The sequence below is a fragment of the Limosilactobacillus alvi genome (assembly GCF_016900115.1).
GTDB classification, from domain to species: Bacteria; Bacillota; Bacilli; order Lactobacillales; family Lactobacillaceae; genus Limosilactobacillus; species Limosilactobacillus alvi.
On sequence record NZ_JACJJQ010000018.1, the window covers coordinates 1 to 25143 of the forward strand.

Sequence of the window (25143 nt, forward strand, 5' to 3'; positions counted from 1 at the left end):
GAGGATTAACCCTCTTCTTTAATATATCACTTTTTCCTGATTTTTAAATTCTTATTTAGATCAGGTTTGTTTAGTGTACGCTAATTTTCGATAACTTTTCGCTTGACTAATCGTAGGAAGCGAGGCTGGGAAGGAACACGAGTTTCTTCTCAGCCTCGACTTATCGATAAGGGCCATGATTGAAGGCAATTAGCCAACTTACTGAGCGTCCGCAAACTCATACAAAATTGAAACCGCTAGTGTACTCAATGGAAGTAACTGTTATTCAACAACTACTTGCTTCTCGCTAGGTTATCTGTATAACAGAGATGCTCAGAATGTGCGTTGACCACTAAGAATTAATCTCCATTCATCTTTCCAAAGCATTGAGAAAATTTTCGTTTGACTAATTCTTTGTTATTCATACGTACGAAAATGTGGTGCTTGGTAATTAGTCATAAAACTTAGAATTTCATCTAAGTTAGTAGCAAATGCAACCGCCTTGAGATATTGATGTTCTAAAAATCCTTGATTACTCATCTTTGTTAAGAGGTTTGCTAAATCATCATAAAAATGGCGATAATTATAAATGGCAACCGGCTTTTGGTTATCACCAATTGTTGTCCATGCTGACACTTGGCTAATTTCTTCTAAGGTGCCTAAACCACCTGGAAGGGCAATGAAACCATCGGCTAGATTAATCATTCGCTCTTTACGTTTGTCCATATTAGCAGTTACTTCAAGCTTCTCTAAGCGTTTTAATTGAGCACCACGACTAAGAAGTTCTTCGGTAATCACCCCAGTAACTTGTCCTCCAGCATCGAGGGTAGCATTAGCCAGGGCTCCCATTAGTCCGTAGCCGCCGCCACCATAAATAAGTTCAATTTGTTGTTGGGCCAATTTTTGGCCGAGTTGGTGGGCTAATTGTTGATAATCAGTGGTCTTCCCTGCTTGAGCACCACAAAAAACGGCAATTCGCTTAATCATATTTTCACTTCCTAAAAGACGATTGCTTCAATTCTAACATACCGAGTTGGAATTGATGTTGTGAACAAATAAAGAGGTTGGGGAAAAAGCTCCTTGACGGCCTGGTTGGGATAAGAAGGACGAAGGTTGATTCATTAGAATCGACCTTTCGTTTGCACTTATCCGCTAAGGCCGTGCTTTGGAGCGAACCAGCCAACTGGTTTGGCGTTTGTGAGCCCATGCAAGGCTGAATCAGTTGGTGCGACCGTCAGGGAAGCAACTGCCATTCAGCTACTGCTTTGACCTTAGTTACTGAGTAACATTCGGAGATGAAAGAGGGGCTGGGAAGCAACGTGCGTTGCTTCCCAGCCCCTCTAAAAATAAATTATTGCATTGGCTTAAGATGATATACCTCATCATCGGTTTCATCAATGAGGGCAATCGGGCGACTTTCATTCGCCTTAATTGTAATGTGGTAACCGAGTCGATCAAGGTAAATTAGGTGTTCGTTGCTAATTTGTTCAACGGTCGCCTTAATTTCATGATTATCGACTTTTAATCGTAAATCCGGACTAATTGAAATGGTATGGTCACGATTTCGTTCATCATCATGATATTGCCAAGTTCCAGCATAAAAGAGTGGCAAGGAGACCGCCGGAGAATTTTTTTTTGAATGGCTGAGACCAAAAGAGCTTGAAATCCCAGCCAATAGCCCCGCACCAAATAATAACAATCCTTTTTTCTTCATCATATCACCTAAAACCTAATATTATTAACTGCATCAATTATACACATTTCTTATCAGAAAAAAGTTTCATTTTGGTTAAAAAGAGATAATAAATCATGTTAGTGGTAAGACCGCTAGCCAGGGTGGTAAAATAAATTCATTAAGCTAAAGGAGCATAAAGCAATGTTAAAATTAGGAATTATTGGAACACATATTATTACCGATCAAATGCTTGATGCCGCAAAAACAACTGGTCGTTATCAATTAACAACGGTTTATTCGCGGACGATGCAACGTGCAGAAGAATTCGGAAAGCCATATGGAGCAACTGCTTTTTATGATCGCTTGGAAGACTTTTTTGACGAAGGTGACTTTGACGTTGTTTATATCGCTTCGCCAAATAGCTTGCACTATGAACAAGTGCGTTTAGCAATTGAAAATGATAAGTTTATTATTTTGGAAAAGCCAGCTTTTGTTAATCCAGAAGAATTCAGCCAAATTGAATCCCTTTTGCAAGCTCATCCTAAGGCTCGCTTAGTTGAGGCCGCGCGGCATATTCATACTGGTTTATTTAAGGCGGCCCAAAAACAATTTGCGAAGATGAAGCATCACCAAGGAGCAACAATTACGGTGATGAAGTACTCTAGTCGTTACGACAAGGTCTTGGCTGATGAAAAGCCATATCCAAACATTTTCACGAAAGAATTTGCCGGCGGGGCTTTGATGGATCTTGGTGTTTACGCTGTCTATGGGGCAGTTACAATGTACGGGATGCCAAATAGCGTGGTCTACTTCCCAACAATGGCAAAGACGGGGGTTGATGCCAAAGGGGTCGCAATCCTAACTTATGATGGTTTCTCAGTAACCTTGAATATTGGGAAGACGGCAAATTCCCACTTAGTAAGTGAATTCTATGGGCTTAAGGATACCTTAGTCTTCGACAGTATTTTTGATACTACGAAGGTAACCTACTTTGACGAAAATAAGGAAGCTCATGCAATTGAAGCGCCATACTTTGAAAACTCAATGGTCGATGAATTAAATGACTTCGCTGATCTTTTTGAAGCTCCCGACGATACAGAACAGTTAAAGCTTTACAAGCGTTGGCAAGCATTATCACGGGAAGTTAATGCAGTGATGTATGATCTTCGCCAATCTGCTGATTTTGTTTTCCCAGCTGATACAAATCGTTAAGGAGGCTCCCGTGGAAGAAAAATTCACGCAACATTTTCAAGAAACGGGTTTTAAGAAGTTAACGGCGATTCAAACTGAAGTTGCTGAGCCTTTAGCAGCAGGAAAATCAGTCTTAGGAATTGCTCCCACTGGTTCTGGGAAGACCTTGGCTTTCACATGGCCGTTGCTACCACGTATAGAAAAGGACGCGGGAATCCAGCTTCTGGTCTTGGAACCGTCCCAAGAATTAGCGATGCAAACAACCCGGGTGATGCGGGACTGGGCTCGGTTGTTGGACTTGCACGTTCAATCCTTGACGGGAGGAGCTAATCTTCGTCGCCAGTCAGAACGACTGAAGAAGACCAAACCAGAAATTATTGTTGGAACACCAGGTCGGATCCTCCACTTAATCGATGAGCGGGATTTAAACTTGAAAAAGTTAAAAACCTTAGTAATTGATGAAGCAGATGATTTACTAGTGGACGATACCCAAGCGGTAGTTGAAGATATCGAACGAACAACTCCAATTGATTCCCAACTTGCATTCTTTTCGGCAACCTATGGGAAAGTATTTGATCAGCTAAATGATTTGTTTGGGCGGCATATTGAAAAAATTGATGTGCGACAAAGTGATGATAGTCAAGGGCCCGTTAAACATGCTTTAGTAAAGGCCCGGACGATGAGTCAAAAAGCAGCGATGTTGGAACGACTGAGTAAAACCAAAAACTTTAGGGCCTTGGTGTTCTTTTCTAGTATTAAGACTCTTCATTACACGGCGAGTCGTTTAAAGCACGCTGGGGTTTCCAGCGCTACTTTAGGCGGTAAACAACGACAAACGGAACGTGCAGCAGTAATGCGTGGGTTTCGGAAACATCAAATTAAGCTCTTGCTAACGACTGATGTGGCTGCCCGAGGCCTTGACCTTCCAAAGCTACCGGCGGTTGTTAATTTTGAATTACCAACTAGCTCAAATCTTTATATTCATCGTAGTGGTCGAACGGGGCGACAAGGTGAACCAGGATTGGTAATCAACCTTGGGGATGACCACGATTTCCGTGATTTAAGACGGCTTTTGGCTAAAACCGATTATCAATTAGTCCCAATGGCAATTGCCGAGCGGGAACTCCTTGCCGAAGACGAAGCAAAGGTGCGTTTAGCAAAGGAAAAATTCCAAAAATCAAAGAAACCTTCGACTACCAAGGATCAAAATGAAGCTCACTCAGCTGCGCAGCGGATTTTTGCCAAGGCAAAGGTACGTAAGAAGAACCGAAAAAATAAAGGAATTCGGTTAAAGCACCGCCGCAAAGCGGAAGCTGCTGTCAAAAAACAAAAGTAAATCCAACTTTACAGGAACTAAAATCAATGCGATAATAAGTTGAAGTTTGGTTCCATAGTATAATTGGATAGTACATCCGCCTCCTAAGCGGCTGATCCCGGTTCGACCCCGGGTGGGACCATTTTGGCGGAATTTTGGAAAAACAGTCGAATATTCAAAGACCGTCTAAATCCTTTAACATGAGGGTTTGGACGGTTTTTTGATTTTTGATGAATTGTAATAATGGACCTTAATCTCCATAAGTGACGGATTTAATATGAATGGGGGACTTGCGATGGGAAAACACTTAGTAGTGGGGCTAATGGCTCACGTTGATGCTGGTAAAACAACCTTAGCTGAAGGAATGCTTTATCAAGCTGGCACAATTCGTCAATTAGGACGAGTTGATAAACAAAGTACTTTTCTTGATCCAAATGTAATTGAGAAGCAACGCGGAATCACAATCTTTGATCACCAGGCGGAGTTAACGGTGGGCGACACTCAAATTACCTTGTTAGATACTCCGGGACACGTTGATTTTACCCCAGCAGTAGAACGAGTGCTCAACGTAATTGATTTAGCGGTGTTGGTAGTTTCGGCAGTTGAAGGGATTCAAAGTCATACTCGGACATTATGGGCGCTTTTGCAAGCAAAGAAAATTCCTACGATGATTTTTGTTAATAAACTCGATCAAATTGGAGCCCACCCAGATCAAGTGGTTACCGAATTTCAAACCGAATTTGGCAGTCAGTGCCTACCGTTTAATCAACCTAGTGATCTTAAAGCTTGGTCAGCAGATACGCCAGAATTGATTGCTATGCAAGGTGATGAGCAACTGTTAGACCAATACTTGGCAAATGGACAGGTTGATCAAAAAGCTATCCGGAAGCTGGTTGCATCACAAAAAGTTGTGCCAATATACTTTGGCGCAGCCCTAAACCAGGTTGGAATTTCAGAGTTACTAGCGGGGATTATTAAGTGGGGACCATCATTAGCATCAACGCCTAACTTTGGTGCCCGTATTTTTAAAATCTCCCATGAACCTAATGGTACGCGTTTAACTTGGTTCCGGGTAATTGGAGGAGATCTAAAAGTTAAGACAACCCTCAATAATGAAAAAATCGATCAAATTCGCCATTACAATGGCCAGCAATATGAGGTTAAACGAGTCGCTAAACGTGGTGAAATAGTTACCATTGCTGGTCCACAAAAAACTTTTCCAGGTCAGGTAATTGGTACCGAGAGCCAGGTTGATCAAGTGAGTTTAAGACCAGTCCTTAATTATGCGGTGACAACTAATCATGATCATGATTTTCAAATCTTACAGAATGCTTGTGAACAACTAGCTGATGAAGAACCACTTTTGCATCTAAATGTTAATCAAGCGTTGAATCAAATTACCCTTCAGTTAATGGGAACGGTCCAAGTTGAGGTAATTAAAGCCTTAATGAAAAACCGATTTGGATTAACAGTTACTTTAAAACCTGCCGGAATTGTTTATCGAGAAACAATTAATAAAGTGGTTGAAGGGGTTGGCCATTTTGAACCCTTGCGGCATTATGCGGAAGTTCATCTTTTGCTGGAACCTGGTCAGCCAGGAAGTGGGCTCCAAATTGTGAGTCAATGTCGAGAAGAAGTTTTACCTCATCAATGGCAAAGCCAAATTTTGACTGCTCTGCAGGCTAAAGAACACCGGGGGGTCTTAATTGGGGCACCTTTAACCGATGTTAAAATTACTCTTGTTGGGGGAAAAGGAAATCTTAAGCATACCAGTGGTGGTGACTTTCGGGAAGCAACTTGGCGAGCAGTGCGTCAAGGGTTGATGATGCTTAAACAAGTAGGGCAGGCCCAGATTTTAGAACCTTGGTATCAATTTAGTTTAGTGATCCCGGTGAGCCAGGTGGGTCGGGCCCTTAATGATATTCAACAAATGGGTGGAAGCTTAAAGCTCCCAGTAAACCTACCGAGTGGCGAAGTACCAGTACGGCTAACCGGTGAGGCGCCTGTGATTAAACTGCAGGATTATCCAATAATTGTTCGGCAATATACTCATGGCCAAGGACAATTAACGGTTAAATTTGGTGGTTTTCGGCCTGCTGAAGACCAAATAACGCTTGTCGAAAAAGAAGCTTATGATCCAGTAAGCGACTTGCCAAATACGCCAGATTCAGTTTTCTGTACCCATGGGGCAGGTTACCCGGTTAAATGGAATCAAGTTCCGCAAACAATGCATTGTGACTACTATTATCCACAAGTTATGGCAAATTTCGGTCCAAATTAGGGTTGACAATTTAGAGTTAAAATTATAAGATAATGACAATCAAATTAGATAACGCTTAGAAAAGATGAGTAGTTTTGACGACCTTCATAGCGAGCTGGAATGGTGAAAGCCAGTAAGGATAATCATCACGAAGATGGTCTTGGAGGATCCTAGCGGTGAAGATTTTAACCGTTAGCGGTTGCCACCCGATATCAGTGGTTAAGCATGGTTGTGCTTAGTAAGTGAAATTCTGTGAAGGATTTCTAAACTTGGGTGGTACCACGTTTCAAAGCAACGTCCCGGGAACTGTTAATTTACAGTTTCCGGGACGTTCTTTATTTAAACTACTTTCTTTTGGAGAAAACAGTTGACGAATTTGATTTAGTGAACAAAAATAAAGTTATTAAATTAAGGAGGAAATACTTTATGGCAAAAGTTGAAAGTTTTACTTTAGATCACACGAAGGTTAAGGCCCCTTATGTTCGGTTAATTACGGTTGAAAAGGGTCCAAAGGGTGATGAAATTAGTAATTATGATTTGCGATTAGTTCAACCAAACGAAAACGCCATTCCAACGGCTGGCTTACACACGATTGAACACCTATTAGCCGGATTATTACGTGACCGGCTAGATGGGGTGATTGATTGCTCACCATTTGGTTGCCGGACTGGTTTCCACTTAATTACCTGGGGAGAACACTCAACGACGGAAGTTGCTAAAGCTTTAAAGTCATCCTTAGAAGAAATTGCTTACCACACTGAATGGAAAGATGTTCAAGGAACCACAATCGAAAGTTGTGGAAACTACCGTGATCACTCCCTCTTCTCTGCCAAGGAATGGTCAAAGAAGATCCTAAGTGAAGGGATTTCTGATCAACCATTTGAACGCCACGTGGTTGACTAAGCTTAATATGTAAATGAGGTTTGGGTTTCCAGACCTCATTTTTAGTATGTGGGAATCCTTCTCAAATTCCAATAAAAGTTATGTGTTGTTAGCTATTTAAATTGACGCATTGTCTCTGCGAGGTGAACTTCATGAACAACAAATTCATGGGTTCGGCAAATATAGTCATTTTGACGCCCCAATTTTGCAATATAGCCATTAATGTAGTCAACTTCAGTTGGGCGTCCCTTACTAAAATCTTGATACATTGATGGATAGTGGTACTGATAAGCCTTTGAGACAGTGATTACTGAATCAACTTCGGCTTGGCGAGTTTCAATCAACTCAATTCCGGCTCGTTCGCAGGCGTCGAAGGCTTCATCAAAGAGTTGCTTAGCCATTTCTCGGACACCAGGATACTGAATGAATTCGCCCATTTGTATTTCAAACATCGTACAAAGAGTATTGCATACAGCGTTAAAGACAACTTTTGACATACACATACCTTGCCAATCGGTAGCCCACTTTGGACCAAGTTGGGCTAACTGAAAATCCTGGAAAACTTGTTGCATTGTTAGATTAGGCGCTTGATTATTGTAAGGTGCCATGTGCATGACTTCGGTTCCAAGATCTCCCATGAAATCGACATCTGCTGGTTTGTCCATCCTAGTTGCAATCATGGCAGTTCCACAAATGATTTTATCGGGATCAAAGAATTGATTAATTTTTTCAAAGTGTCCCATTCCATTCATTGCGGAAAAAACGTATTGATGTGGTTTGAATAATCCAGCTTTTTGGCAACGCATAAGCTCGGTAGCAAGTTGCATTTGTTTTTTGAAAATAATCCAGACGTCAGGTGAACCGGAATATTCTTCAGGTCGATAAATATTAATTGGGATCAGTCTTTGGTTTTGATGATCACGAGCAACTTTAACCCCACCCTGAGATTTAACAGCCTGCAAATTTGGTTCCCAAGTTTCGATAAAATCAACCTTAACACCTGCATGCTCCTGAAGCATTACTCCATAGCGGTAGCCCATTGCCCCCGCTCCAATAATTCCGTAGTGCATAATTAATACCTGCTTTCATGGATTTTCGACAAAAAAGCGCCCCCTGTTCGACTGAACAGAGGACGCTTCCGCGTGGTACCACCCCACTTTAGGCTAATTTAGCCCCTTAGGCATACGGGATTTACTCCGATATGCTGCACGATAATGGGTGCTACCAGCTAGCCTCGAAAAGCTAGCATTTAGTTAAAGGCCTTTCCGTTTTTTAGCTAAAGAAACTTTTCACCAACCAGTTCCTCGCTGAGCTTAACTAAGAAACTACTAATGCCTTTAGAAAATTTGTCGAATTGATTGTTGATATCCTAACAGATTGCAATTTGCTCGTCAATAGTAATATTAAAAAAGTCTAATTATTTTTTAACTAAGCATTTAAATTAACGTACCAATCATCTTCATTGACGATATGAAAGACGTCTTTACATAAGTGGTAGGACAGAAGAGCAACGATGATCGGGAGGATAAAGTACATCCCAGCGACAATCAAAAAGTTATGCAGAGGGCTACCTGATAGATACGTAAAAGCATTAATTGGACCAACGGGGAAACCAAATCCAGCATAAGCAGCCCCATTCTTCATTTGGACAAACGAATCAATAAACCCAGCGATCCCCCCAGAAATAGCAATTGGGATTAACATTTGGGGATGCTTTAAAAAATTGGCCAGCATCATTTTGACTGATCCAAAGGCCATTGCAACAACTAGTCCTTTCCCGTTAACCTTTGAAACCGCATAGGCGACGGTAAAGAAACAAGCAGTAATTCCGACAGAAGCGGCCCCACCGGCAATCCCGGAAATCCCAAAAGCATAGGCTAAACCGACAGTAGAAAGTGGGGTAGCAATAATCACCGCAAAGGAAAGCCCCAGAATTGTACACATTGGTAATGGTTGGAGCTTTGTCACTTGGTTTAAGAAAGCCCCAACGGTTGTAGTAACCATGTGAACGTACGGATAGGTCCAAACTCCAAAACCGCCGATTGCACAGGCGCCAATGATTGGATCCCAGATAATTGACCAGCTACCTACATATGGCCGGATGATAAAAATCACACTAATTGCAATCGCGGTAATTAAGATGATATTAATTAGATCCCCCATCCCAATTAAGGTATAGGTACCATCTTTAGCTGAATAGGCAACTGCTCCAGAACCAATTAAGGTTGCAAGAGCGACACTGGTTTTTTCAATCATTGAAAAGCCAAATTGACCGGCCGCTAGGGCCCCGCAAAGGACAGGAACAGCATACATGGCCATATTTGTAACCATATTTAAAGTTGCCCAAAACGGCCCGTGGTTAGCCAAAGCTTGAAAAAGGGGACCGACAATTGCACTTGGGGTGACTGAGACAACGATTGCCATCGCAACAGCTGACATGAGCTTGTTCCAGAAATCGTTAACTGAATATTTACGTAGTTCTTGCATGAAACTCCCTCCAAATAGATGAGAATATCTTAATTATTAATGAAAATATATATTCGTTTGTTTTCGCTTACAAAGTATAAATATTTTTTTGATATTTATACTTAAAAGCTAGAATACATCAAGATTTTAACGGACTTGATTAGAAAAATCAATCTTTTAGCAGATTTATTTTGCTTAACTTAATTGTGAATAAAAATTACAAATTGCTTGTATTAAACATTTAAGGAGTGTATGATACTTAATTATAAAATGATTAGATTCTGTAAGGAGGAACTAATATGGATCAGACCTTTTTAAATCAAGCTTATCAAAATCCAACGCCAAATATTTTAGCGGATGTTTGCGAGAAGGCCGCCACAATGGATAATGTGATTGACTTATCAATTGGGGATCCAGATCTCCCGACACCAGTTGCAATTACTGAAGCAGCTTTTGCAGCTGTTAAAGCGGGGGATAGCCATTACACAGCTGCAATGGGTAAGCCGGAATTACGAACAGCGATCGCGGATTTTTATACTCAACGATTTAGTCGGCCAACCCAATCCAATCAAGTAATGGTAACCGTCGGGGCTGAACATGCTTTGTTCCTTGTCTTACAGGCAATTCTTAATCCAGGTGAAGAGGTCATTGTTTTAGAACCAAGTTTTTCACCATATATTGCCCAAGTTAAATTAGCCCAGGGAGTACCTGTTGAAGTAGCAACGGATGCGACGAAGGGATTTGCCTTAGACATTGATGCCATAAAAAAAGCGTTGACCCCAAAGACAAAAGCGATTGTCATTAATTCCCCAAATAATCCAACGGGGAATGCATTAACAGTTGCGGAAGCAAAAGCGCTGGCAAAAATTGCCATTGAAAATGATTTGATGATTTTAAGTGATGAAATTTACGCTGATTACGTGGAACCAGGGGTTGAATTTGTATCACCTGCAACCTATGCGCCAGAAAATACGGTGATCGTTAGTGGCTTTTCCAAGAATTTTGCCATGACGGGTTGGCGGATTGGCTATGTGGTTGGCCCAGATTGGCTGGTCAAAGCGGCTGGCGAAGTTAATGATGCAGTTACTTTCGCAGCCCCAACTCCATCGCAAGATGCTGCCCTCTATGCCTTAGCACACTATGATGAATTAACGGCTCCAGTAGTAAGTGAATTTAAAAAGCGGTTGGCTTATTTAAACCAAGCTTTGGCAGAGGTTAGTTGGTTGAAATTAACACCGTCAATGGGAAGTATTTATCTATTTCCGAACATCCAGGCAACAGGAATGGATTCTTTGAGTTTTGCTGATAAGTTATTGAATGAAGCAGGAATTTTAGTGGTACCTGGTGTGGCCTTTGGTCAAGCTGGTGAAGGCTTTGTTCGGATTGCAGCAACCCAAAAACAAGCCGTCTTAGAAGAAGCCGTAAAGCGGATGAAAAAATTGGAGTGGTAAACATGAAAAAGATTATTATGTATGCCGTTTTAGATGTTGAACAACCCTTTATTGATGCTTACGCCAAAGCCCACAACGTTGAAATTAAGTCAGTGGCCGAACGATTAACGCCAGAAACTGTTGGCTGGGCAAAGGGGTTTGATGGGATTGATATTCAACAAACTATCCCGTTGGATCCTTCGATTTATCCAACTTTAAAATCGTTTGGAATTAAACAAATTACGGCCCGAATGGTTGGTTTTGACTTTATTGACTTAAAATTAGCGAAGGAAAATGGGCTAATAGTTACTAACGTACCGGCTTATTCACCGCGAGCAATTGCTGAAATGGGCTTAACCCAAGCACTCCGATTGGTTCGTAAGTTAGGGTACTATGATGATCGGATGGATCGGCTTGATTTTCGGTGGTCTGGATTAGAAAGTACCGAAATTTACAATTTAACGGTAGGAATTATTGGAGCTGGTCATATTGGAGGTGCAACTGCCCAATTATACTCAGCTTTAGGTGCAAAAGTAATTGCAGTTGATCCGGTTCACCATGCTGAATTGGAACCGTATTTGTCCTATACGGATTTAGACAGGGTTCTTAAAGAGCCAGACATTGTAACGATTCACACACCATTAAATAACGAAACATCAGCAATGTTAAATGCTGAAGCTTTCAAGAAAATGAAGCCATCCGCTTACTTGATTAATATGGCCCGAGGTGGATTAGTAGTAACAGATGACTTAATTGCTGCCCTCCAAAACCACGAAATTGCCGGGGCGGCTTTAGATACCTTAGCTGATGAAGGTCAATTCTTTGAAAAGCAAGCTCAACCAGAAGAAATTCCGGAAGATTACAAGATCTTACGGGCGATGCCAAACGTCTTAATTTCACCTCACAGTGCTTTCTACACCGATACAGCCATGCGGAACATTGTTGAGATGGGACTTGATGATGTGATGTTAATTTTGGATGGTAAGCGGCCTAACTATCCGGTTGTGGAATAAAAAAGAAAGAGAGGGTGAGAAGAAACTCGTGTTTCTTCTCACCCTCTCTTGCATCTCCGAATGTTACTCAGTAACTAAGGTCAAAGCAGTAGCTGAATGGCAGTTGCTTCCCTGACGGTCACACCAACCGATTCAGCCTTGCATGGGCTCACAAACGCCAAACCAGTTAGTCGGCTCCAAATCATAGCCTTAGAGGAGCTTTTTCCCATCTTCATTCATTAACATCAATTTCCTCATGCCCAGCATAGCCTAAATGAACTTGATCAATGAAGAAAAAAGCCACCAATCAAGGTTAGGTAGCCCAATTATGTCTGTTTATGATATTGAAAGCACCATTCTAATATTTATGGAAAATGGTGTTTTCAAATCTGGATTGGCTACGTTCCAACCTTTTAGATTGGTGGCTTAAATGTTTTTAGGACTTTTTTTGATGGTTGATAAACGTTACTTATTCAAAGTATGCAGTTAATTTTTCCGGGGTTAGTTGGGCTTTTTCTTTACCAGTTATATCGGCGAGGATGCGGCCGGCTTTTAAAACTAAGAGCCGGTTTCCATACTTAATTGCATCTTCCATGTGATGAGTAATCATTAAAGCAGTTAGGTGATCTTCTTGGATGCGCTGATTGGTTGCTTGCATCAAGGTTTCACTAGTGTGGGGATCTAAGGCAGCGGTGTGTTCATCTAGTAAAATAATGTCAGGCCGTTTTAACGTTGCCATTAAGAAACTAAGCGCTTGTCGCTGGCCACCAGAAAGGGCACCGGTGGCTGTGTTAAGACGATCTTCAAGGCCGTTATTCATTGAAGCGGCAAGGATTTTAAATTCACTGAAGTGTTGCTTTAACCGCCTAAAAACAAGGCGTCGGCTTTGTCCCCGCCGTTTAGCAAGAAGAAGATTTTCAGCGACGGTCATCCGGGGAGCAGTCCCAAGTTTCGGGTCCTGAAAAACGCGACTTAAGAAACTAGTCCGGGTAACTTCGTTTTGATGAGTAATATCTTGACCATTGTGTAAAACTTGTCCTTGGTCAGCAATCAAAGTCCCGCCAATTACATTGAAGAGGGTTGATTTCCCGGCCCCGTTGGTCCCAACGATGGTGATGAAGTCACCAGGGTTAATCGTTAAATTTAAGTTTTTTAGAATCGTGGTCTCACTTGCAGTTCCCTTATTAACAATTGTTGAGACATTTTTGAGCTCTAAAATTGGTTTAGTCATTAGTCTGGACCCCCTTTAGAATTGGCTTTTTAATGTTCAAAATTTTATCTAATTGCGGTAGCATCATGCAAAGAGCGAGCACGATTGAGGAAAGAAGGTTTAAATCGTTAGCGGAGAAGCCAAGTTGGAGAACGGCAAGTAATAATAAGCGATAAACGATACTCCCTAGGGTAACGGCCACTAACCGTTGCCCTAGGGTAAGTTCACCGAAAGCGACTTCCCCAATGATGATTGAAGCAAGGGCGATTACGATCGTCCCAATTCCCATGTTAATGTCCGCATAACCATTGCTTTGCGCAACTAGAGCGCCACATAGGCCAACCAAACCGTTGGAAACCATTAAGCCAAAGATTACCATTTTGTTGGTTGAGATTCCCATGGAACGTGCCATTGTTGGATTATCTCCGGTAGCAATGAAGGCTTGCCCGTATTCGGTGTTTAAAAATAAAACTAGGCAAATGGTAATGATTGAGATTACCCCCATTCCCATCACAACACTATCGAAGTATTGAGGGAGTTGTCGAAGAAACTGATTAGAGAAGAGGGTTTGTTGGCTTAATAAACTAAGATTCGATTTATTCCCCATGATTCTTAAGTTAACCGAGTAAGCGGCAGTCATCGTTAAAATCCCCGCTAGCAAACTCGGAATTTTACCCTTGGTGGTTAATAAACCAGTGATTAAGCCAGCAACCATCCCGGCCCCAAAGGCAGCTAACGAAGCTAAATATGGATTAACTCCATGAACGATTAAACTCACTGCGGTTGCGGCCCCGAGGGGAAAAGTTCCTTCAACCGTCATATCAGTCACATTTAGAATTCGAAAACTGAGGTAAAGCCCAAGCCCTAATAAAGCCCAGAGGAGTCCTTGCCCAATTGCGGAAGTTACTAATGCCATTATTTAATCACCTCTCCATATTTTTCAGCTTTTTGTTGGAAATCTTTTGGAATAGTTAAACCCAGTTTTTGGGCTTGTTTGAGATTTAAGATGGGTTCACCATGGCGAATGTATTCAATTGGAGTAGTGGCTGGTTTTTTATCTCCTCGAAGAATAGCAGCGGTCACTTTGGCTCCCTCTTGGCCCATCTTGTATTGGTTAATACTGTAAGTAGCTACCCCACCTTGTTTTACCATTGTATCAACGGCAGGGAAGACCGGTTTATTAACGGCATCAGCATTTTTAACCAAGGTTTGCATTGCGCCAGCAATTGTATTATCAGTTGGAACAATGACAGCATCGACTTCGTTTAACATTGTCTGCGAAACCTGATTTAGATCGTTACTATTAGAAATCGAGTATGATTTTAAATTCATCCCCATTTTCTTTGCCTGTTTAACAAAGATTTCATGTTCAGAAGCGGCGGATGGATCCGATGAAGTGTAAATGATCCCAAAGGTTTTCGCGTGGGGCATAAACGCTTTAACCAACTGTAATTGTTCTTTAACCGGGGCTTGGCCAGAGATCCCGGTAATATTTCCACCAGGGTGACGATTGTTTTTTACGAGGCCAGCTCCTTGGGGATCAGTAACGGCTCCTAAAACAATTGGAGTTTTTGAAGTAGTGTTAGCTAAAGCTTGAGAAGCCGGGGTGGTAATTCCAAATAGGATCGTGGAATGATCATTAACCAACTTGTTAGCCATGGTTTTAAGGTTCGATTGATCACCATTAGCGTTTTGATATTCAATTGTCACGTTTTTACCGTCATGGTAGCCTTCTTTAGCTAATTCATCGCGGAAACCCTTATAAATTTGATCCAGAGCGGGGTGATGCATTAGGGTTAAAACCCCAACTTTTGGTTTTTGGTGAAGGCCCAAACCATTACCTCCATTATTGGTAAAGAAAGCGACCCCGAGAAAAACCACTAAAATGGCAATCAGGGAATACATTCGTTTCATTATTTCTCCTCCTCAATGGTATTTCAAATAAATCAAAACGAGGGGACCTAGTACAGGCCCCCTCGCTAGCAAAAGAAAAGCCCGTACGTAGGATCCGTACGGGCACTAAAATTTCACCGCCGGTACAGATGCAATCTGAAAGAGTATCAGGTTACATCCGTCAGACGGGTAACCTGAATTACCGGCTTTGCCACCAAGTCTTTAATTGTAAACTTGCGTAATTCATGGTTTCGTACTCCTTTGTTTTGATATTTAAATGTTAACTGAGCTAGGAAAATCTGTCAAGCTTAAATTAAAAAGTAATGAGAAAAAATTGATCAAGATAACCTAAGAAAACGTGAACTAATGGTAAAATAAGACAAACAGGGGGGATAAGATGGAGTACATTTTTGCAAGTGATCCACATGGGACTGGTCAGCCATGGATTGAATTAGTCAAAGCGGCAGAGAAAAAATATCCCCAAGCAAAAATTATTTTTGGCGGGGACTACATTGATCGGCGAAAATTTAGTCAAGAAACAATTAAGTTTGTGAAAAATCAGGAAGCCCAGCGGGATGCGATAGTGTTGATCGGTAATCACGAAGCGTTGATGTTTGATTTTGTTGAGAAAGGTGATCAAACTTGGTTGTTAAATCAGAATAAAGTCACGGTAAAATCGTTGCTTGGGCGCCATTATCCAACTGAGCAACTCCGTAAAAAATTAGCGGCTAATCCCTTGTACCGGTATCTATTTCAACATGTAAATCGGTTAGTTTACGCAACAAACCACTTAATTTTTGTCCATGCTGGAGTTCCATTAGATGGTCAAGCAGGTTCTCGAGAATATGATCTATGGGCTCGGGAAGAATATTGGTACGGTGAAAGCCATCACAACCAACTTTCCCAGATCTTTGCTCATAATCAGACTGGAAAAACCATTGTCGTTGGTCACACCCCAACCTGCTTAATTCGTGGGGTTCTTGACGGTGATGTACCGGCAGGACAACCGGAAATTATTGGCTATCAAGAGGGACCAACGAACGATTGCCCGGTGGTGAAAGTGCAGTATGCGGGAGAACCCGCTCGTTACTTTACCGACGGGGGATGCCAACCACAAGTTCCGCAAAATAATGGAAATGTCTGTGTTTTTGCGGAAGATGGTTCACTAATTGAGGTATTTAATTAATTGCATGGGTGAAAGTTATATTTTTTGTTCCGCAAATGTTCAACAAAAATTTATGCGCATAGTGTTATAGGAAAAACAAAAAGCCGTTGTAACAACCTTGAATAAGGTTGTTACAACGGCAAAACTACCATAAGTCACCCGTACGGGGATCGAACCCGTAACTCCGCCTTGAGAGGGCGACGTCTTAACCAATTTGACCAACGGGCAATAATCTACAAATGGTAGCTTACTCTTTTTAACGATTATTGTCAAGGTTATTCATACGAGAGATCAATTAAGTATTGTTGTGCCTTCGTAACGTGGCTCGTGGTAACCCAAACGTCGTGATAGCCGGGATTACTTTGACTAGTTAATTGGAAAAAGTAGTCAAGCAGATCACCGTTTTTAGCAACAAAACTGGGTGCTAAGCGATTTACCAGAAGCTTGTTTTTTGGAAAATAAAATTCACTATCGGCAACCTTCATTTGATCATCAAAGGTAATCACGATTGCATTAGAATACTGTGGATGTTGCGAAATAATTAACTCGGGATGTTTTTTTAATTTTGATAATACGTAATAGATCGAATCCGAATTGCTAGCCATAATCATTCTCCCTCTCGAAATGTCTCTTTTTTATTGTAACAATTTTTGAAAAAAAGCGAGAAAGGCTCTTGCGTAAGGAGAATGACTTGGCTATAATAACTTACGTTGTTAAAATTTAATAATTTTGGGTATTCGCCAAATTGGTAAGGCAGCGGACTCTGAATCCGTAATTTACTGGTTCGATCCCAGTATACCCAATGCTAACAGGCACTAAATTGATTTTATTATCAGTTTGGTGCCTTTTCTTATAATTCGATGAGCCTTCAACTTTAGCTTTCCCAAATCCTTTGGTATACTAATTGCATATTAATAGTTATCAGCAATTCGAAGGAGGCAAATATCGTGGAAGTTACATTAAACGGTGAAGTTCGGAGCTTAGTTGGGAATCCACCTGCGGTTGGGGAAGAATTGCCACATTTCAAGGTTTTTGATAAGGATGGCGAAAAGATTAAGACCCGCTTCTTATTTGGTAAGCCAACTTTAATTAGTGTAATTCCGAATATAAATACATCTGTTTGTAGCATTCAAACGAAGAAGTTTAATGAAGAAGTTGATAAGTATAAAGAGGCTAACTTTTTAACTGTTTCAACTAACACCATTGAAGAACAACAAAATTGGTGTGCTGCTGAAGGGGTTAAGAATATGCAATTGGTTTCCGATCATGAAGAATCATTCGGTTACGCAATGAAATTGTTGATTCCTGATGAAGGAATTTTGGCTCGTTCGGTTTGGGTTGTTGATGCTGAAGGTAAGATTACTTACCGTGAAATTTGCCCAGAAATTGTGATGGAACCAGATTATGCCACCGCAATTACTGAGTTAAAGAAGTTACTTTAAATTCTTTGAGGTCGGAAAAGGGTGTCTCTTTTATTATCTCGTAGAACCGCCAGAAGCTTGCTTACCAACTTATCTTTTTAACTTGACGCTTCTTTTTGGGGAGCGTATTATAAAGCTACGTTATGCGAAGATCAAGAGCTTTTTAACTTGTCCTGCTAAGAGAGAGTTTAGCTGGTGTGAAAAACTCCAGGTTCGGTTAAGAAGGTAGCTTGGGAGCAAATTCCTTGAACTTAAGTAGAGGGGTTCGGTTCATTTACCGTTATCAAATGGTCAAGTGGGGGTAATTTTATTACCTCAAATTAGGTGGTACCGCGAGTAGTCTCGTCCTATGTTTAGGACGGGGCTTTTTTTTATTTGAAAGGAGCTTTTTCATGGTAAAAGATATGCCAACCAAGTTCGATCCGGCAAGCGTTGAAGCCGGTCGTTACCAATGGTGGATTGATAATGGTTTCTTTAAGCCTTCCGGCGACAAGAAAGCCCATCCATATTCAATTGTTATTCCACCGCCAAATGTTACTGGAAAGTTGCACTTAGGCCATGCCTGGGATACGACCTTGCAAGATATGATTATCCGGCAAAAGCGGATGCAAGGTTATGATGTTTTGTGGCTACCAGGGATGGATCATGCCGGAATTGCAACTCAAGCTAAGGTTGAAGCCCGGTTACGTAAACAAGGGGTTTCCCGGTACGATTTAGGTCGGGAAAAGTTTGTTCAACAAGTCTGGGACTGGAAGGACGAATACGGTGATATCATCCATAAGCAATGGGCCAAGATGGGGATCTCCGTTGATTATGACCGGGAACGCTTTACCCTTGACGAAGGTCTAAACAAGGCGGTTCGCAAGGTTTTTGTTGATCTTTACAAGAAAGGGTTGATTTACCGGGGAACCTACATTATTAACTGGGATCCACAGGCGCGGACGGCACTTTCTGACATTGAAGTTATTCACAAGGATGATCAAGGGGCCTTCTACTACGTTAAGTACCCATTTACGGATGGCACAACCTTTAACGGGAAGGACTACATTGAAATTGCAACGACCCGACCAGAAACAATGTTTGGGGATGAAGCAATCGCGGTTAACCCAAGTGATGAACGCTACAAGGACTTAGTTGGTAAGAAGGTTATGGTCCCACTTGTTAACCGGGAAGTTGAAATCATCGCTGACGATTACGTTACCCCTGACTTTGGGACGGGGATGGTTAAGATCACCCCAGCTCACGATCCAAATGACTTCAAGGTCGGTAAACGCCACAACTTACCAGAATTGAACACCATGAATGAAGATGCTTCAATGAATGAAAATGCTGGTAAGTACGAAGGAATGGATCGGTTTGATGCGCGGAAAGCCATCGTTGCTGACTTGAAAGCCGAGGGTTACTTGCTTCGGGAAAAGTCAATTGTGCACGCTGTTGGCCATTCCGAACGGACGGGAGTTCAAGTTGAAGCTCGGCTTTCAACTCAATGGTTTGTAAAGATGAAGCCATTAGCTGAACAAGCTTTGGCAAACCAAAAAACGGACGACCGGGTTGACTTTGTTCCAGAACGGTTTGAACATACCTTTACCCAATGGATGGAAAACGTTCATGACTGGGTAATTTCCCGACAACTCTGGTGGGGACACCGGATCCCAGCTTGGTACAACAAGCAAACTGGTGAAATGTACGTTGGCATGGAAGCTCCAAAGGATATTGAAAATTGGGAACAAGATAAGGATGTCCTAGACACTTGGTTCTCCAGTGCTTTGTGGCCATTTTCAACAATGGGTTGGCCGAATACTGACGCTGAAGACTTCAAACGTTACTTCCCAACAAATACTTTAGTTACGGGTTATGATATTATTTTCTTCTGGGTTTCCCGGATGATCTTCCAATCCCTTGAATTTACTGGTAAAGCTCCATTTAAGCACGTTCTGTTACACGGGTTAATCCGGGATGAGCAAGGGCGAAAGATGTCTAAGTCTCTTGGTAACGGAATTGACCCAATGGACGTGGTTAAAAAGTATGGGGTTGATGCTTTACGGTGGTTCTTAATTACTGGCTCAACGCCAGGTCAAGATATCCGTTTCTCATACAAGAAGATGGATGCAGCCTGGAACTTTATCAACAAGATTTGGAACGCTAGTCGGTACGTTATCATGAATCTTGGAGAAATGGATGCGCCACAACTACCAAATGCTGATAAATGGGATTTAGCTGACCAATGGATTTTGAGTCGCTTAAACGCCACGATTAAACAAGTCAGTGCTCAATTTGAAAAGTTCGAATTTGGGGAAGCTGGTCGTGCCCTATATAACTTTATCTGGAACGATTTCTGTGACTGGTACATTGAAATGACCAAGGAAAAGTTGAACAATGGGACGGCTGAAGAACAAGCGGATACCAAGAATATCTTAGGTTATGTACTTGACCAAATATTGAAGTTGATGCACCCAATTATGCCATTTGTAACCGAAAAGCTTTGGCAAGCAATGCCCCATGAAGGTAAGTCCATCATGGTAGCTCAATATCCAGTTGAACATCCGGAATTGGCAAATTCGGAAGCTGAAACTAAGATGGGTGATTTGATTGCTTTAATTAAGGCGGTTCGGCAAATCAGAAATGATGCTGGGACGCCAATGTCCAAGCCAGTCAAGATGTTGATTAAGGTTGATAACGCTGAAATCAAGCACATCTTTGAAACCAACCGTGACTACATTGATCGCTTCTGCCACCCAGCAGAGTTAATGATTGATGAAGCGGTTGAAGCGCCAAAACTTGCTATGTCCGGAATCTTAGCTGGGGCAACGGTCTACATTCCAATGGCTGAGTTAGTTGATTTAGAAGAAGAAAAAGCCAAGGTTGAAAAGGAAATTAAGAAGTTGGAACAAGAAGTTCAACGTTCCGAAAAGAAGCTTGGTAATGAAAAGTTCGTTCAAAATGCCCCGGAAGCGGTGGTTGAAGAAGAACGGCAAAAGGCAACTGAATGGCAACAAAAATTGGCCGCAGCTAAAGAACGGTTAACGTCATTAACGGAAGCCTAAGCGATTTCGATTAGATTTATGGGGCTAGGTTAACGCCATGAGCGAATCTAGCCTTTTCCTACATAGGGGGATAAAAATGGTAACGGATTATAAATCAGCTTTAGCCTTTATCCACGGACGACCACGGTTTAAAAAGCGGCCAACTTTAGAACGGATGAAACTTTTTTTGGCCCGTCTTGGCCATCCAGAGCAGGGATTAAAATATTTGCACATTACTGGAACTAACGGGAAAGGGTCCGTGGTTGCGATGACCCAAGCAATGTTAACGTCGAGTGGCTTAACGGTGGGAACTTTCACTTCGCCTTTTATCACGCGCTTTAATGAGCGAATTGCCATTGATGGTCAACCAATTAGTGATACTGATTTGGTCAAGTTTGTTCAGCAAGTTGAACCAGTTGTTCAAGCACTTGATCAAGAACTGTCGGAAGGTGGTCCTACGGAATTCGAAATTGATCTGGCAGTTGCCATGTTATACTTTCAAGCCTCTCAGCCTGATGTGGTGATCTTAGAAGTCGGAATTGGCGGAAAATGGGATTCAACGAACGTGATTGTTCCTGAAGTAGCAGTCATTGTAACAGTCGGTTATGATCATATGGCTATCCTTGGTGGTACTTTAACAGCAATTGCCGAACAAAAGGCGGGCATTATAAAAAAACAGCGGCCAACGATTGTGGGGCAACTTGTTCCCGAAGCGATAGCAGTTGTGAAGGCGACGGCAGAGGCTAAAAAAAGTCAATTGATCACTTTAGGAAATGACTTTACGGTTGAAAATTTAAATCCAGGCGCTTTATTTGCCCATATTAAATTTAACAGCCCGGACCTTCATAATTTTCAAGCTCGCCTTAACCTCGCCGGGGAGTATCAAATTACTAATGCTGCAATTGCAATTCAGCTGGTGCTAACTTTTTTAAAACGCCAACATCTGACCGTTCAACCCAGTATTTTAAAAAGCGCACTAGCGAAAGTTACCTGGCCAGGACGCTTAGAGGTTGTAAACGATGAACCATTAATGCTTTTGGATGGAGCCCATAATTTACCCGGAATTCAGGCCTTAACAAAAACTATTCAAGATGATCTAAGCAACTATGATATTTATTTGTTGATTGGAATCCTGGCTGATAAACAAGCTGAATTGATGTTAGGGGAATTGGCAAGTTTGCCCAATGTTCACTTCTACTTAACTCAGTTTAAAGGGCCGAGTGCAAAGCGGCCAAGTGCGGACTTAGGCATTTTGATTGAGCAAATTAATACCCGTTATCCGGTTAAAGAAGTCACTAGTTGGCAACTTGGTTTAAGCCAAATTACCCAGGATATGTCAGCTAATGACGTGATTATTATGACTGGTTCGCTTTACTTTATTTCAGAAATTCGAAATTTTTTAGAAAGCTGACTAATTTTCTCCCTTTTTTTACGTATATATATAATAAAGGGGGAATTTTAGATGATTTCACGTTTAGATCGACCGGAAGCAGAATTAAAATACCGATCATTGATTAAAGGGGCACTGTATGATCAACCAGAACTATATCAGTGGTGGATTAAACAGGTGCCAACACCAGCCGCTTACCGAAAATTATCGAAAAAAAGAAAAATGACCTGGCAAGTCATGATTTAGAGCATTTATCGCCAATGTTATCGGCAATTGAAGCCGGTCAATTAATTATTAAAAGTCCTCGGGAATATTGGGGGCAAGCCTACTCAAGTCAAATTATTGGACCAGATTTAATCGATCATTTTGCCGGATGTGAACAAGAACAAGTTGCTTTGATTTGTACAGATGTGCATAATGAGATAATTCATTTTCAAATTTTATTTGCCGGTGGGACTAGTGAATGTGCACTTTATCCTGACCAAATCTTGCGGATTGGGATTCAAAATTGTGCGAGTGGGATGATCCTTGCTCATAATCATCCGACGGGGGTGCCCAAACCGTCTGAAGCAGATAAAATGTTTTGTCAACGCATTGAAGCAGCGGGGCGGTTAGTTGGGATTCCGTTGTTAGATTTTATTATTGTTGGAAATACCGATTATTTTTCTTGGCGTGAAAATAAATTGTTTCTTAACGTACCAAACAATGACTAAGATAATGATTAAATATATGCTAAGAAAGTTTAAACCTCCCCTTGACGGGTATCTTTCTAAGCTAATTTGGTGTAAGATTATAAACTGTTAAATTGCGTTAGGTATGGTATAATATCAACGTTATTGAAAGAGTAAATTTTAAAATTATTGAAGGGAAGAAACAGAGTGCCATTAGGAATCGGAACTAAGAACATTGGGATCGATCTCGGGACTGCCAATACGATTGTTTACATTGACGGTAAAGGGATTGTTCTTCGTGAACCTTCAGTGGTTGCACGGAACACAAAGACCAATGATGTAATTTCTGTTGGTGAAGCCGCACGGGACATGATTGGGCGGACACCAGCAAGTATCACGGCGATTCGTCCAATGAAGGATGGGGTGATTGCCGATTACGATACGACAGTTGCAATGATGAAGTACTATATGGAAAAAGCCCTTGGTAAGAACGCTGGTAAGCCATATGTCATGGTTTGTGTACCAAGTGGGATTACAGAAGTGGAAAAGCGAGCCGTAATCGATGCTACGCGAGTTGCGGGCGCGCGGGATGCTTATGTCATCGAAGAGCCATTTGCAGCAGCAATTGGGGCCGGTCTCCCAGTGATGGATCCAACTGGGAGTATGGTCGTTGATATTGGTGGTGGAACAACCGATGTTGCTACCATCTCCTTGGGTGGAATTGTCTCTAGTCGTTCAATTCGAATGGCTGGTGATAAAATGAATGATGCAATTATCCAGTTCGTTCGACAACAAAAAAATCTTTTGATTGGTGAACGGACGGCTGAAAAGTTGAAGTGGGATATCGGTTCTGCCTCGGTTGAAGCGGCACAAGACATGGGGACGACTGAAGTCCGGGGACGGGATTTAGTTACTGGTCTTCCAAAGACGATGGAAGTTTCCGCAGTTGATGTTTCAACGGCCCTTCAAGATGTTGTTAGTGAAATTATTGTGGCAATTAAAGGAACACTGGAAGAGACTTCACCTGAAATTGCAGCAGACGTAATCGATCACGGGATTGTACTCACTGGTGGTGGAGCATTGTTGAAACACTTACCAGAAGTGATTGCAGACGCCACTAAGGTTCCGGTTTTTATTGCTAATGATCCATTGGATTGTGTAGCAATTGGGACTGGTGAATCACTCAAGAGCATTGATGTGATGAAGAAGAAAAAGTAGCCAGTTTAATTAAGTCGCTACCGTGGGGGATGTGTTGAAAAGTTACTTTCGCACATCCTCTTCGTATATCTACTTAACTACGATGGTGAGAGTGGAGAATTAAAGCATGCGGAAATTTTTTTCAAATCGACGGTTGGTTATGATTGTGGTTGCTTTGGTGGTAGCCTTTGGGTTAATGGGCGGTTCCGTTACCCTGCGTAACAATCGACTAACCCCACCGCTAATTCAACAGTTTGGAAATGATATCATTGGCTTTGGAAATGATATCATCGCTTCCCCAGCGAATGCCGTTCAAAATGTATTTACTAACTACAGTGATTTATTGAACACCTACCATGAAAATAAAGAATTGAAACAACAAGTCGCAGAAGTGGCTCAGACAAAAGTTCGGGACCAAGTTTTGGCGAAAGAAAATAAGCAGTTAAAGGCTGAATTGAATATGAAAAATTCAATGACTGATTATGAATTAATTACGGCTGCTGTAATTACGCGTTCGCCATCTGCATGGCAACAACAATTAGTTGTTAACAAGGGGCAATCAAGTGGAATTCGGAAAAATATGCCGGTAATGTCCGCTGGTAGCCTGATTGGCCGGGTGGAAGAAGTTAATAAGACGAATAGTAAGATTGAATTATTAAGTGATACTAGTGAGGCGGCTAACCGCTTTGCAATTGAAATTGATGGAAAAAATGGCAAGACAGTTAACGGAGTCATCACTGGTTATCAATCTGAAACGAATGAATTAGTCATGGGCCAGGTGACAACTAAGGCCTCAATTAGTAAAGGGACGAAGGTTTATACTAACGGGATGGGAGGAATTACTCCTAAAGGTCTGTATGTTGGTAAAGTTAGCCGAGTTGGTAAGGATGACTATGGCCTTGCCCAAAAGGTTTACATTAAGCCATCAGCTGATTTTAATAATTTAAACGTCGTCTCGATTGCCAAAACAGATAATTAGGGGG

General features: G+C 41.6%; 23 protein-coding genes, 3 tRNA genes and 2 other annotated features. Of the genes, 17 read left to right on the forward strand and 9 right to left on the reverse strand.

Translation table 11 applies throughout. The annotated features are described in order from the left end of the window. Positions 1 to 396: 396 nt before the first annotated feature. Both H5993_RS04820 and H5993_RS04825 read right to left on the reverse strand, forming a co-directional pair. On the reverse strand, positions 397 to 966 hold the full coding sequence (locus H5993_RS04820; RefSeq protein WP_204776452.1) for an LOG family protein: 570 nt from the start codon (positions 964 to 966) through the stop codon (positions 397 to 399). 364 nt (positions 967 to 1330) lie between these two features. Next, positions 1331 to 1693: a DUF4828 domain-containing protein gene (locus H5993_RS04825; RefSeq protein ID WP_180872101.1), complete on the reverse strand. Its 363-nt coding sequence runs from the start codon at positions 1691 to 1693 to the stop codon at positions 1331 to 1333. Positions 1694 to 1855: 162 nt separating this feature from the next. On the opposite strand from H5993_RS04825, the gene H5993_RS04830 reads away from it, so the two are divergent. From H5993_RS04830 to H5993_RS04850, 5 genes are all read left to right on the forward strand, one after another. Further along, positions 1856 to 2866, forward strand: coding sequence for a Gfo/Idh/MocA family protein (locus H5993_RS04830; protein ID WP_204776453.1), 1011 nt, complete (start codon positions 1856 to 1858; stop codon positions 2864 to 2866). 10 nt (positions 2867 to 2876) lie between these two features. Beyond that, positions 2877 to 4181, forward strand: a complete 1305-nt coding sequence (locus H5993_RS04835) for a DEAD/DEAH box helicase (protein WP_204776454.1) — start codon at positions 2877 to 2879, stop codon at positions 4179 to 4181. 48 nt (positions 4182 to 4229) lie between these two features. Next, a tRNA-Arg gene (locus tag H5993_RS04840) sits at positions 4230 to 4302 on the forward strand. 153 nt (positions 4303 to 4455) lie between these two features. Then, positions 4456 to 6441 carry a GTP-binding protein gene (locus H5993_RS04845; RefSeq protein ID WP_204776455.1) on the forward strand — a complete coding sequence of 662 codons (1986 nt, stop codon included), beginning with the start codon at positions 4456 to 4458 and terminating at the stop codon, positions 6439 to 6441. A 47-nt stretch (positions 6442 to 6488) separates the two neighbouring features. Further along, positions 6489 to 6725, forward strand: a binding site (T-box leader). A 121-nt stretch (positions 6726 to 6846) separates the two neighbouring features. Further along, positions 6847 to 7323, forward strand: a complete 477-nt coding sequence (locus tag H5993_RS04850; RefSeq protein ID WP_180871623.1) for an S-ribosylhomocysteine lyase — start codon at positions 6847 to 6849, stop codon at positions 7321 to 7323. A gap of 92 nt (positions 7324 to 7415) precedes the next feature. Here the strand turns inward: H5993_RS04850 and H5993_RS04855 are convergent, their stop codons facing one another. Both H5993_RS04855 and H5993_RS04860 read right to left on the reverse strand, forming a co-directional pair. Beyond that, entirely contained in the window at positions 7416 to 8372 is a 957-nt protein-coding gene (locus H5993_RS04855; protein WP_204776456.1) for a ketopantoate reductase family protein, read from the reverse strand. 358 nt (positions 8373 to 8730) lie between these two features. Next, positions 8731 to 9789, reverse strand: a complete 1059-nt coding sequence (locus H5993_RS04860) for a PTS sugar transporter subunit IIC (RefSeq protein ID WP_204776457.1) — start codon at positions 9787 to 9789, stop codon at positions 8731 to 8733. Between the two features lie 278 nt (positions 9790 to 10067). On the opposite strand from H5993_RS04860, the gene H5993_RS04865 reads away from it, so the two are divergent. The 3 genes from H5993_RS04865 (at position 10068) to H5993_RS09590 (ending at position 12433) form a co-directional block, all read left to right on the forward strand. After that, positions 10068 to 11219: an aminotransferase class I/II-fold pyridoxal phosphate-dependent enzyme gene (locus H5993_RS04865; protein WP_204776458.1), complete on the forward strand. Its 1152-nt coding sequence runs from the start codon at positions 10068 to 10070 to the stop codon at positions 11217 to 11219. Positions 11220 to 11221: 2 nt separating this feature from the next. Further along, positions 11222 to 12211 (forward strand): D-2-hydroxyacid dehydrogenase, encoded by a 990-nt coding sequence (locus tag H5993_RS04870; RefSeq protein ID WP_204776459.1) that lies wholly within the window; start codon positions 11222 to 11224, stop codon positions 12209 to 12211. A gap of 96 nt (positions 12212 to 12307) precedes the next feature. Further along, complete coding sequence (locus H5993_RS09590) at positions 12308 to 12433, forward strand: hypothetical protein (protein WP_275087004.1); 126 nt, start codon at positions 12308 to 12310, stop codon at positions 12431 to 12433. Positions 12434 to 12659: 226 nt separating this feature from the next. Here the strand turns inward: H5993_RS09590 and H5993_RS04875 are convergent, their stop codons facing one another. Genes H5993_RS04875 through trpX form a run of 3 tightly spaced genes read right to left on the reverse strand, consistent with a single transcriptional unit; the run spans position 12660 to position 15314 of the window. Beyond that, a complete protein-coding gene (locus tag H5993_RS04875; RefSeq protein WP_204776460.1) occupies positions 12660 to 13421 on the reverse strand; it encodes an ABC transporter ATP-binding protein in 762 nt (253 codons plus the stop codon). Further along, the gene (locus tag H5993_RS04880; protein ID WP_204776461.1) at positions 13414 to 14316 is read right to left on the reverse strand and encodes an ABC transporter permease; all 903 of its coding nucleotides are present in this window, start codon (positions 14314 to 14316) and stop codon (positions 13414 to 13416) included. The genes H5993_RS04875 and H5993_RS04880 overlap by 8 nt, the downstream gene beginning before the upstream one ends. After that, positions 14316 to 15314, reverse strand: a complete 999-nt coding sequence (gene trpX, locus H5993_RS04885; RefSeq protein WP_204776462.1) for a tryptophan ABC transporter substrate-binding protein — start codon at positions 15312 to 15314, stop codon at positions 14316 to 14318. The genes H5993_RS04880 and trpX overlap by 1 nt, the downstream gene beginning before the upstream one ends. Positions 15315 to 15690: 376 nt before the next feature. Here trpX and H5993_RS04890 point away from each other — a divergent pair, with 376 nt between their 5' ends. Next, a complete protein-coding gene (locus H5993_RS04890; protein WP_204776463.1) occupies positions 15691 to 16479 on the forward strand; it encodes a metallophosphoesterase in 789 nt (262 codons plus the stop codon). A gap of 134 nt (positions 16480 to 16613) precedes the next feature. Here the strand turns inward: H5993_RS04890 and H5993_RS04895 are convergent. Both H5993_RS04895 and H5993_RS04900 read right to left on the reverse strand, forming a co-directional pair. Beyond that, positions 16614 to 16686 (reverse strand) — tRNA-Glu (locus H5993_RS04895). A 47-nt stretch (positions 16687 to 16733) separates the two neighbouring features. Then, a complete protein-coding gene (locus tag H5993_RS04900; RefSeq protein WP_204776464.1) occupies positions 16734 to 17063 on the reverse strand; it encodes a hypothetical protein in 330 nt (109 codons plus the stop codon). A 125-nt stretch (positions 17064 to 17188) separates the two neighbouring features. Between H5993_RS04900 and H5993_RS04905 the strand changes: the two genes are divergently transcribed. The 8 genes from H5993_RS04905 to mreC all read left to right on the forward strand — a co-directional run bounded on the left by H5993_RS04905 (position 17189) and on the right by mreC (position 25139). Continuing rightward, positions 17189 to 17261: transfer RNA gene (locus H5993_RS04905), tRNA-Gln, on the forward strand. A 144-nt stretch (positions 17262 to 17405) separates the two neighbouring features. Continuing rightward, positions 17406 to 17900, forward strand: coding sequence for a thiol peroxidase (gene tpx / locus H5993_RS04910; protein ID WP_204776465.1), 495 nt, complete (start codon positions 17406 to 17408; stop codon positions 17898 to 17900). Positions 17901 to 18018: 118 nt separating this feature from the next. Continuing rightward, positions 18019 to 18232, forward strand: a binding site (T-box leader). Positions 18233 to 18271: 39 nt separating this feature from the next. Beyond that, positions 18272 to 20923, forward strand: coding sequence for a valine--tRNA ligase (locus H5993_RS04915; RefSeq protein ID WP_204776466.1), 2652 nt, complete (start codon positions 18272 to 18274; stop codon positions 20921 to 20923). Positions 20924 to 20999: 76 nt separating this feature from the next. Then, complete coding sequence (locus H5993_RS04920) at positions 21000 to 22313, forward strand: bifunctional folylpolyglutamate synthase/dihydrofolate synthase (RefSeq protein WP_204776467.1); 1314 nt, start codon at positions 21000 to 21002, stop codon at positions 22311 to 22313. A gap of 51 nt (positions 22314 to 22364) precedes the next feature. Beyond that, positions 22365 to 22538 carry a hypothetical protein gene (locus H5993_RS04925; protein WP_204776468.1) on the forward strand — a complete coding sequence of 58 codons (174 nt, stop codon included), beginning with the start codon at positions 22365 to 22367 and terminating at the stop codon, positions 22536 to 22538. Positions 22539 to 22552: 14 nt separating this feature from the next. Then, positions 22553 to 23005 (forward strand): JAB domain-containing protein, encoded by a 453-nt coding sequence (locus H5993_RS04930; RefSeq protein ID WP_204776469.1) that lies wholly within the window; start codon positions 22553 to 22555, stop codon positions 23003 to 23005. Between the two features lie 165 nt (positions 23006 to 23170). Further along, positions 23171 to 24181: a rod shape-determining protein MreB gene (locus H5993_RS04935; protein ID WP_204776470.1), complete on the forward strand. Its 1011-nt coding sequence runs from the start codon at positions 23171 to 23173 to the stop codon at positions 24179 to 24181. Positions 24182 to 24287: 106 nt separating this feature from the next. Beyond that, positions 24288 to 25139: a rod shape-determining protein MreC gene (gene mreC, locus H5993_RS04940; RefSeq protein ID WP_204776471.1), complete on the forward strand. Its 852-nt coding sequence runs from the start codon at positions 24288 to 24290 to the stop codon at positions 25137 to 25139. The last annotated feature ends 4 nt before the right edge of the window (positions 25140 to 25143 follow it).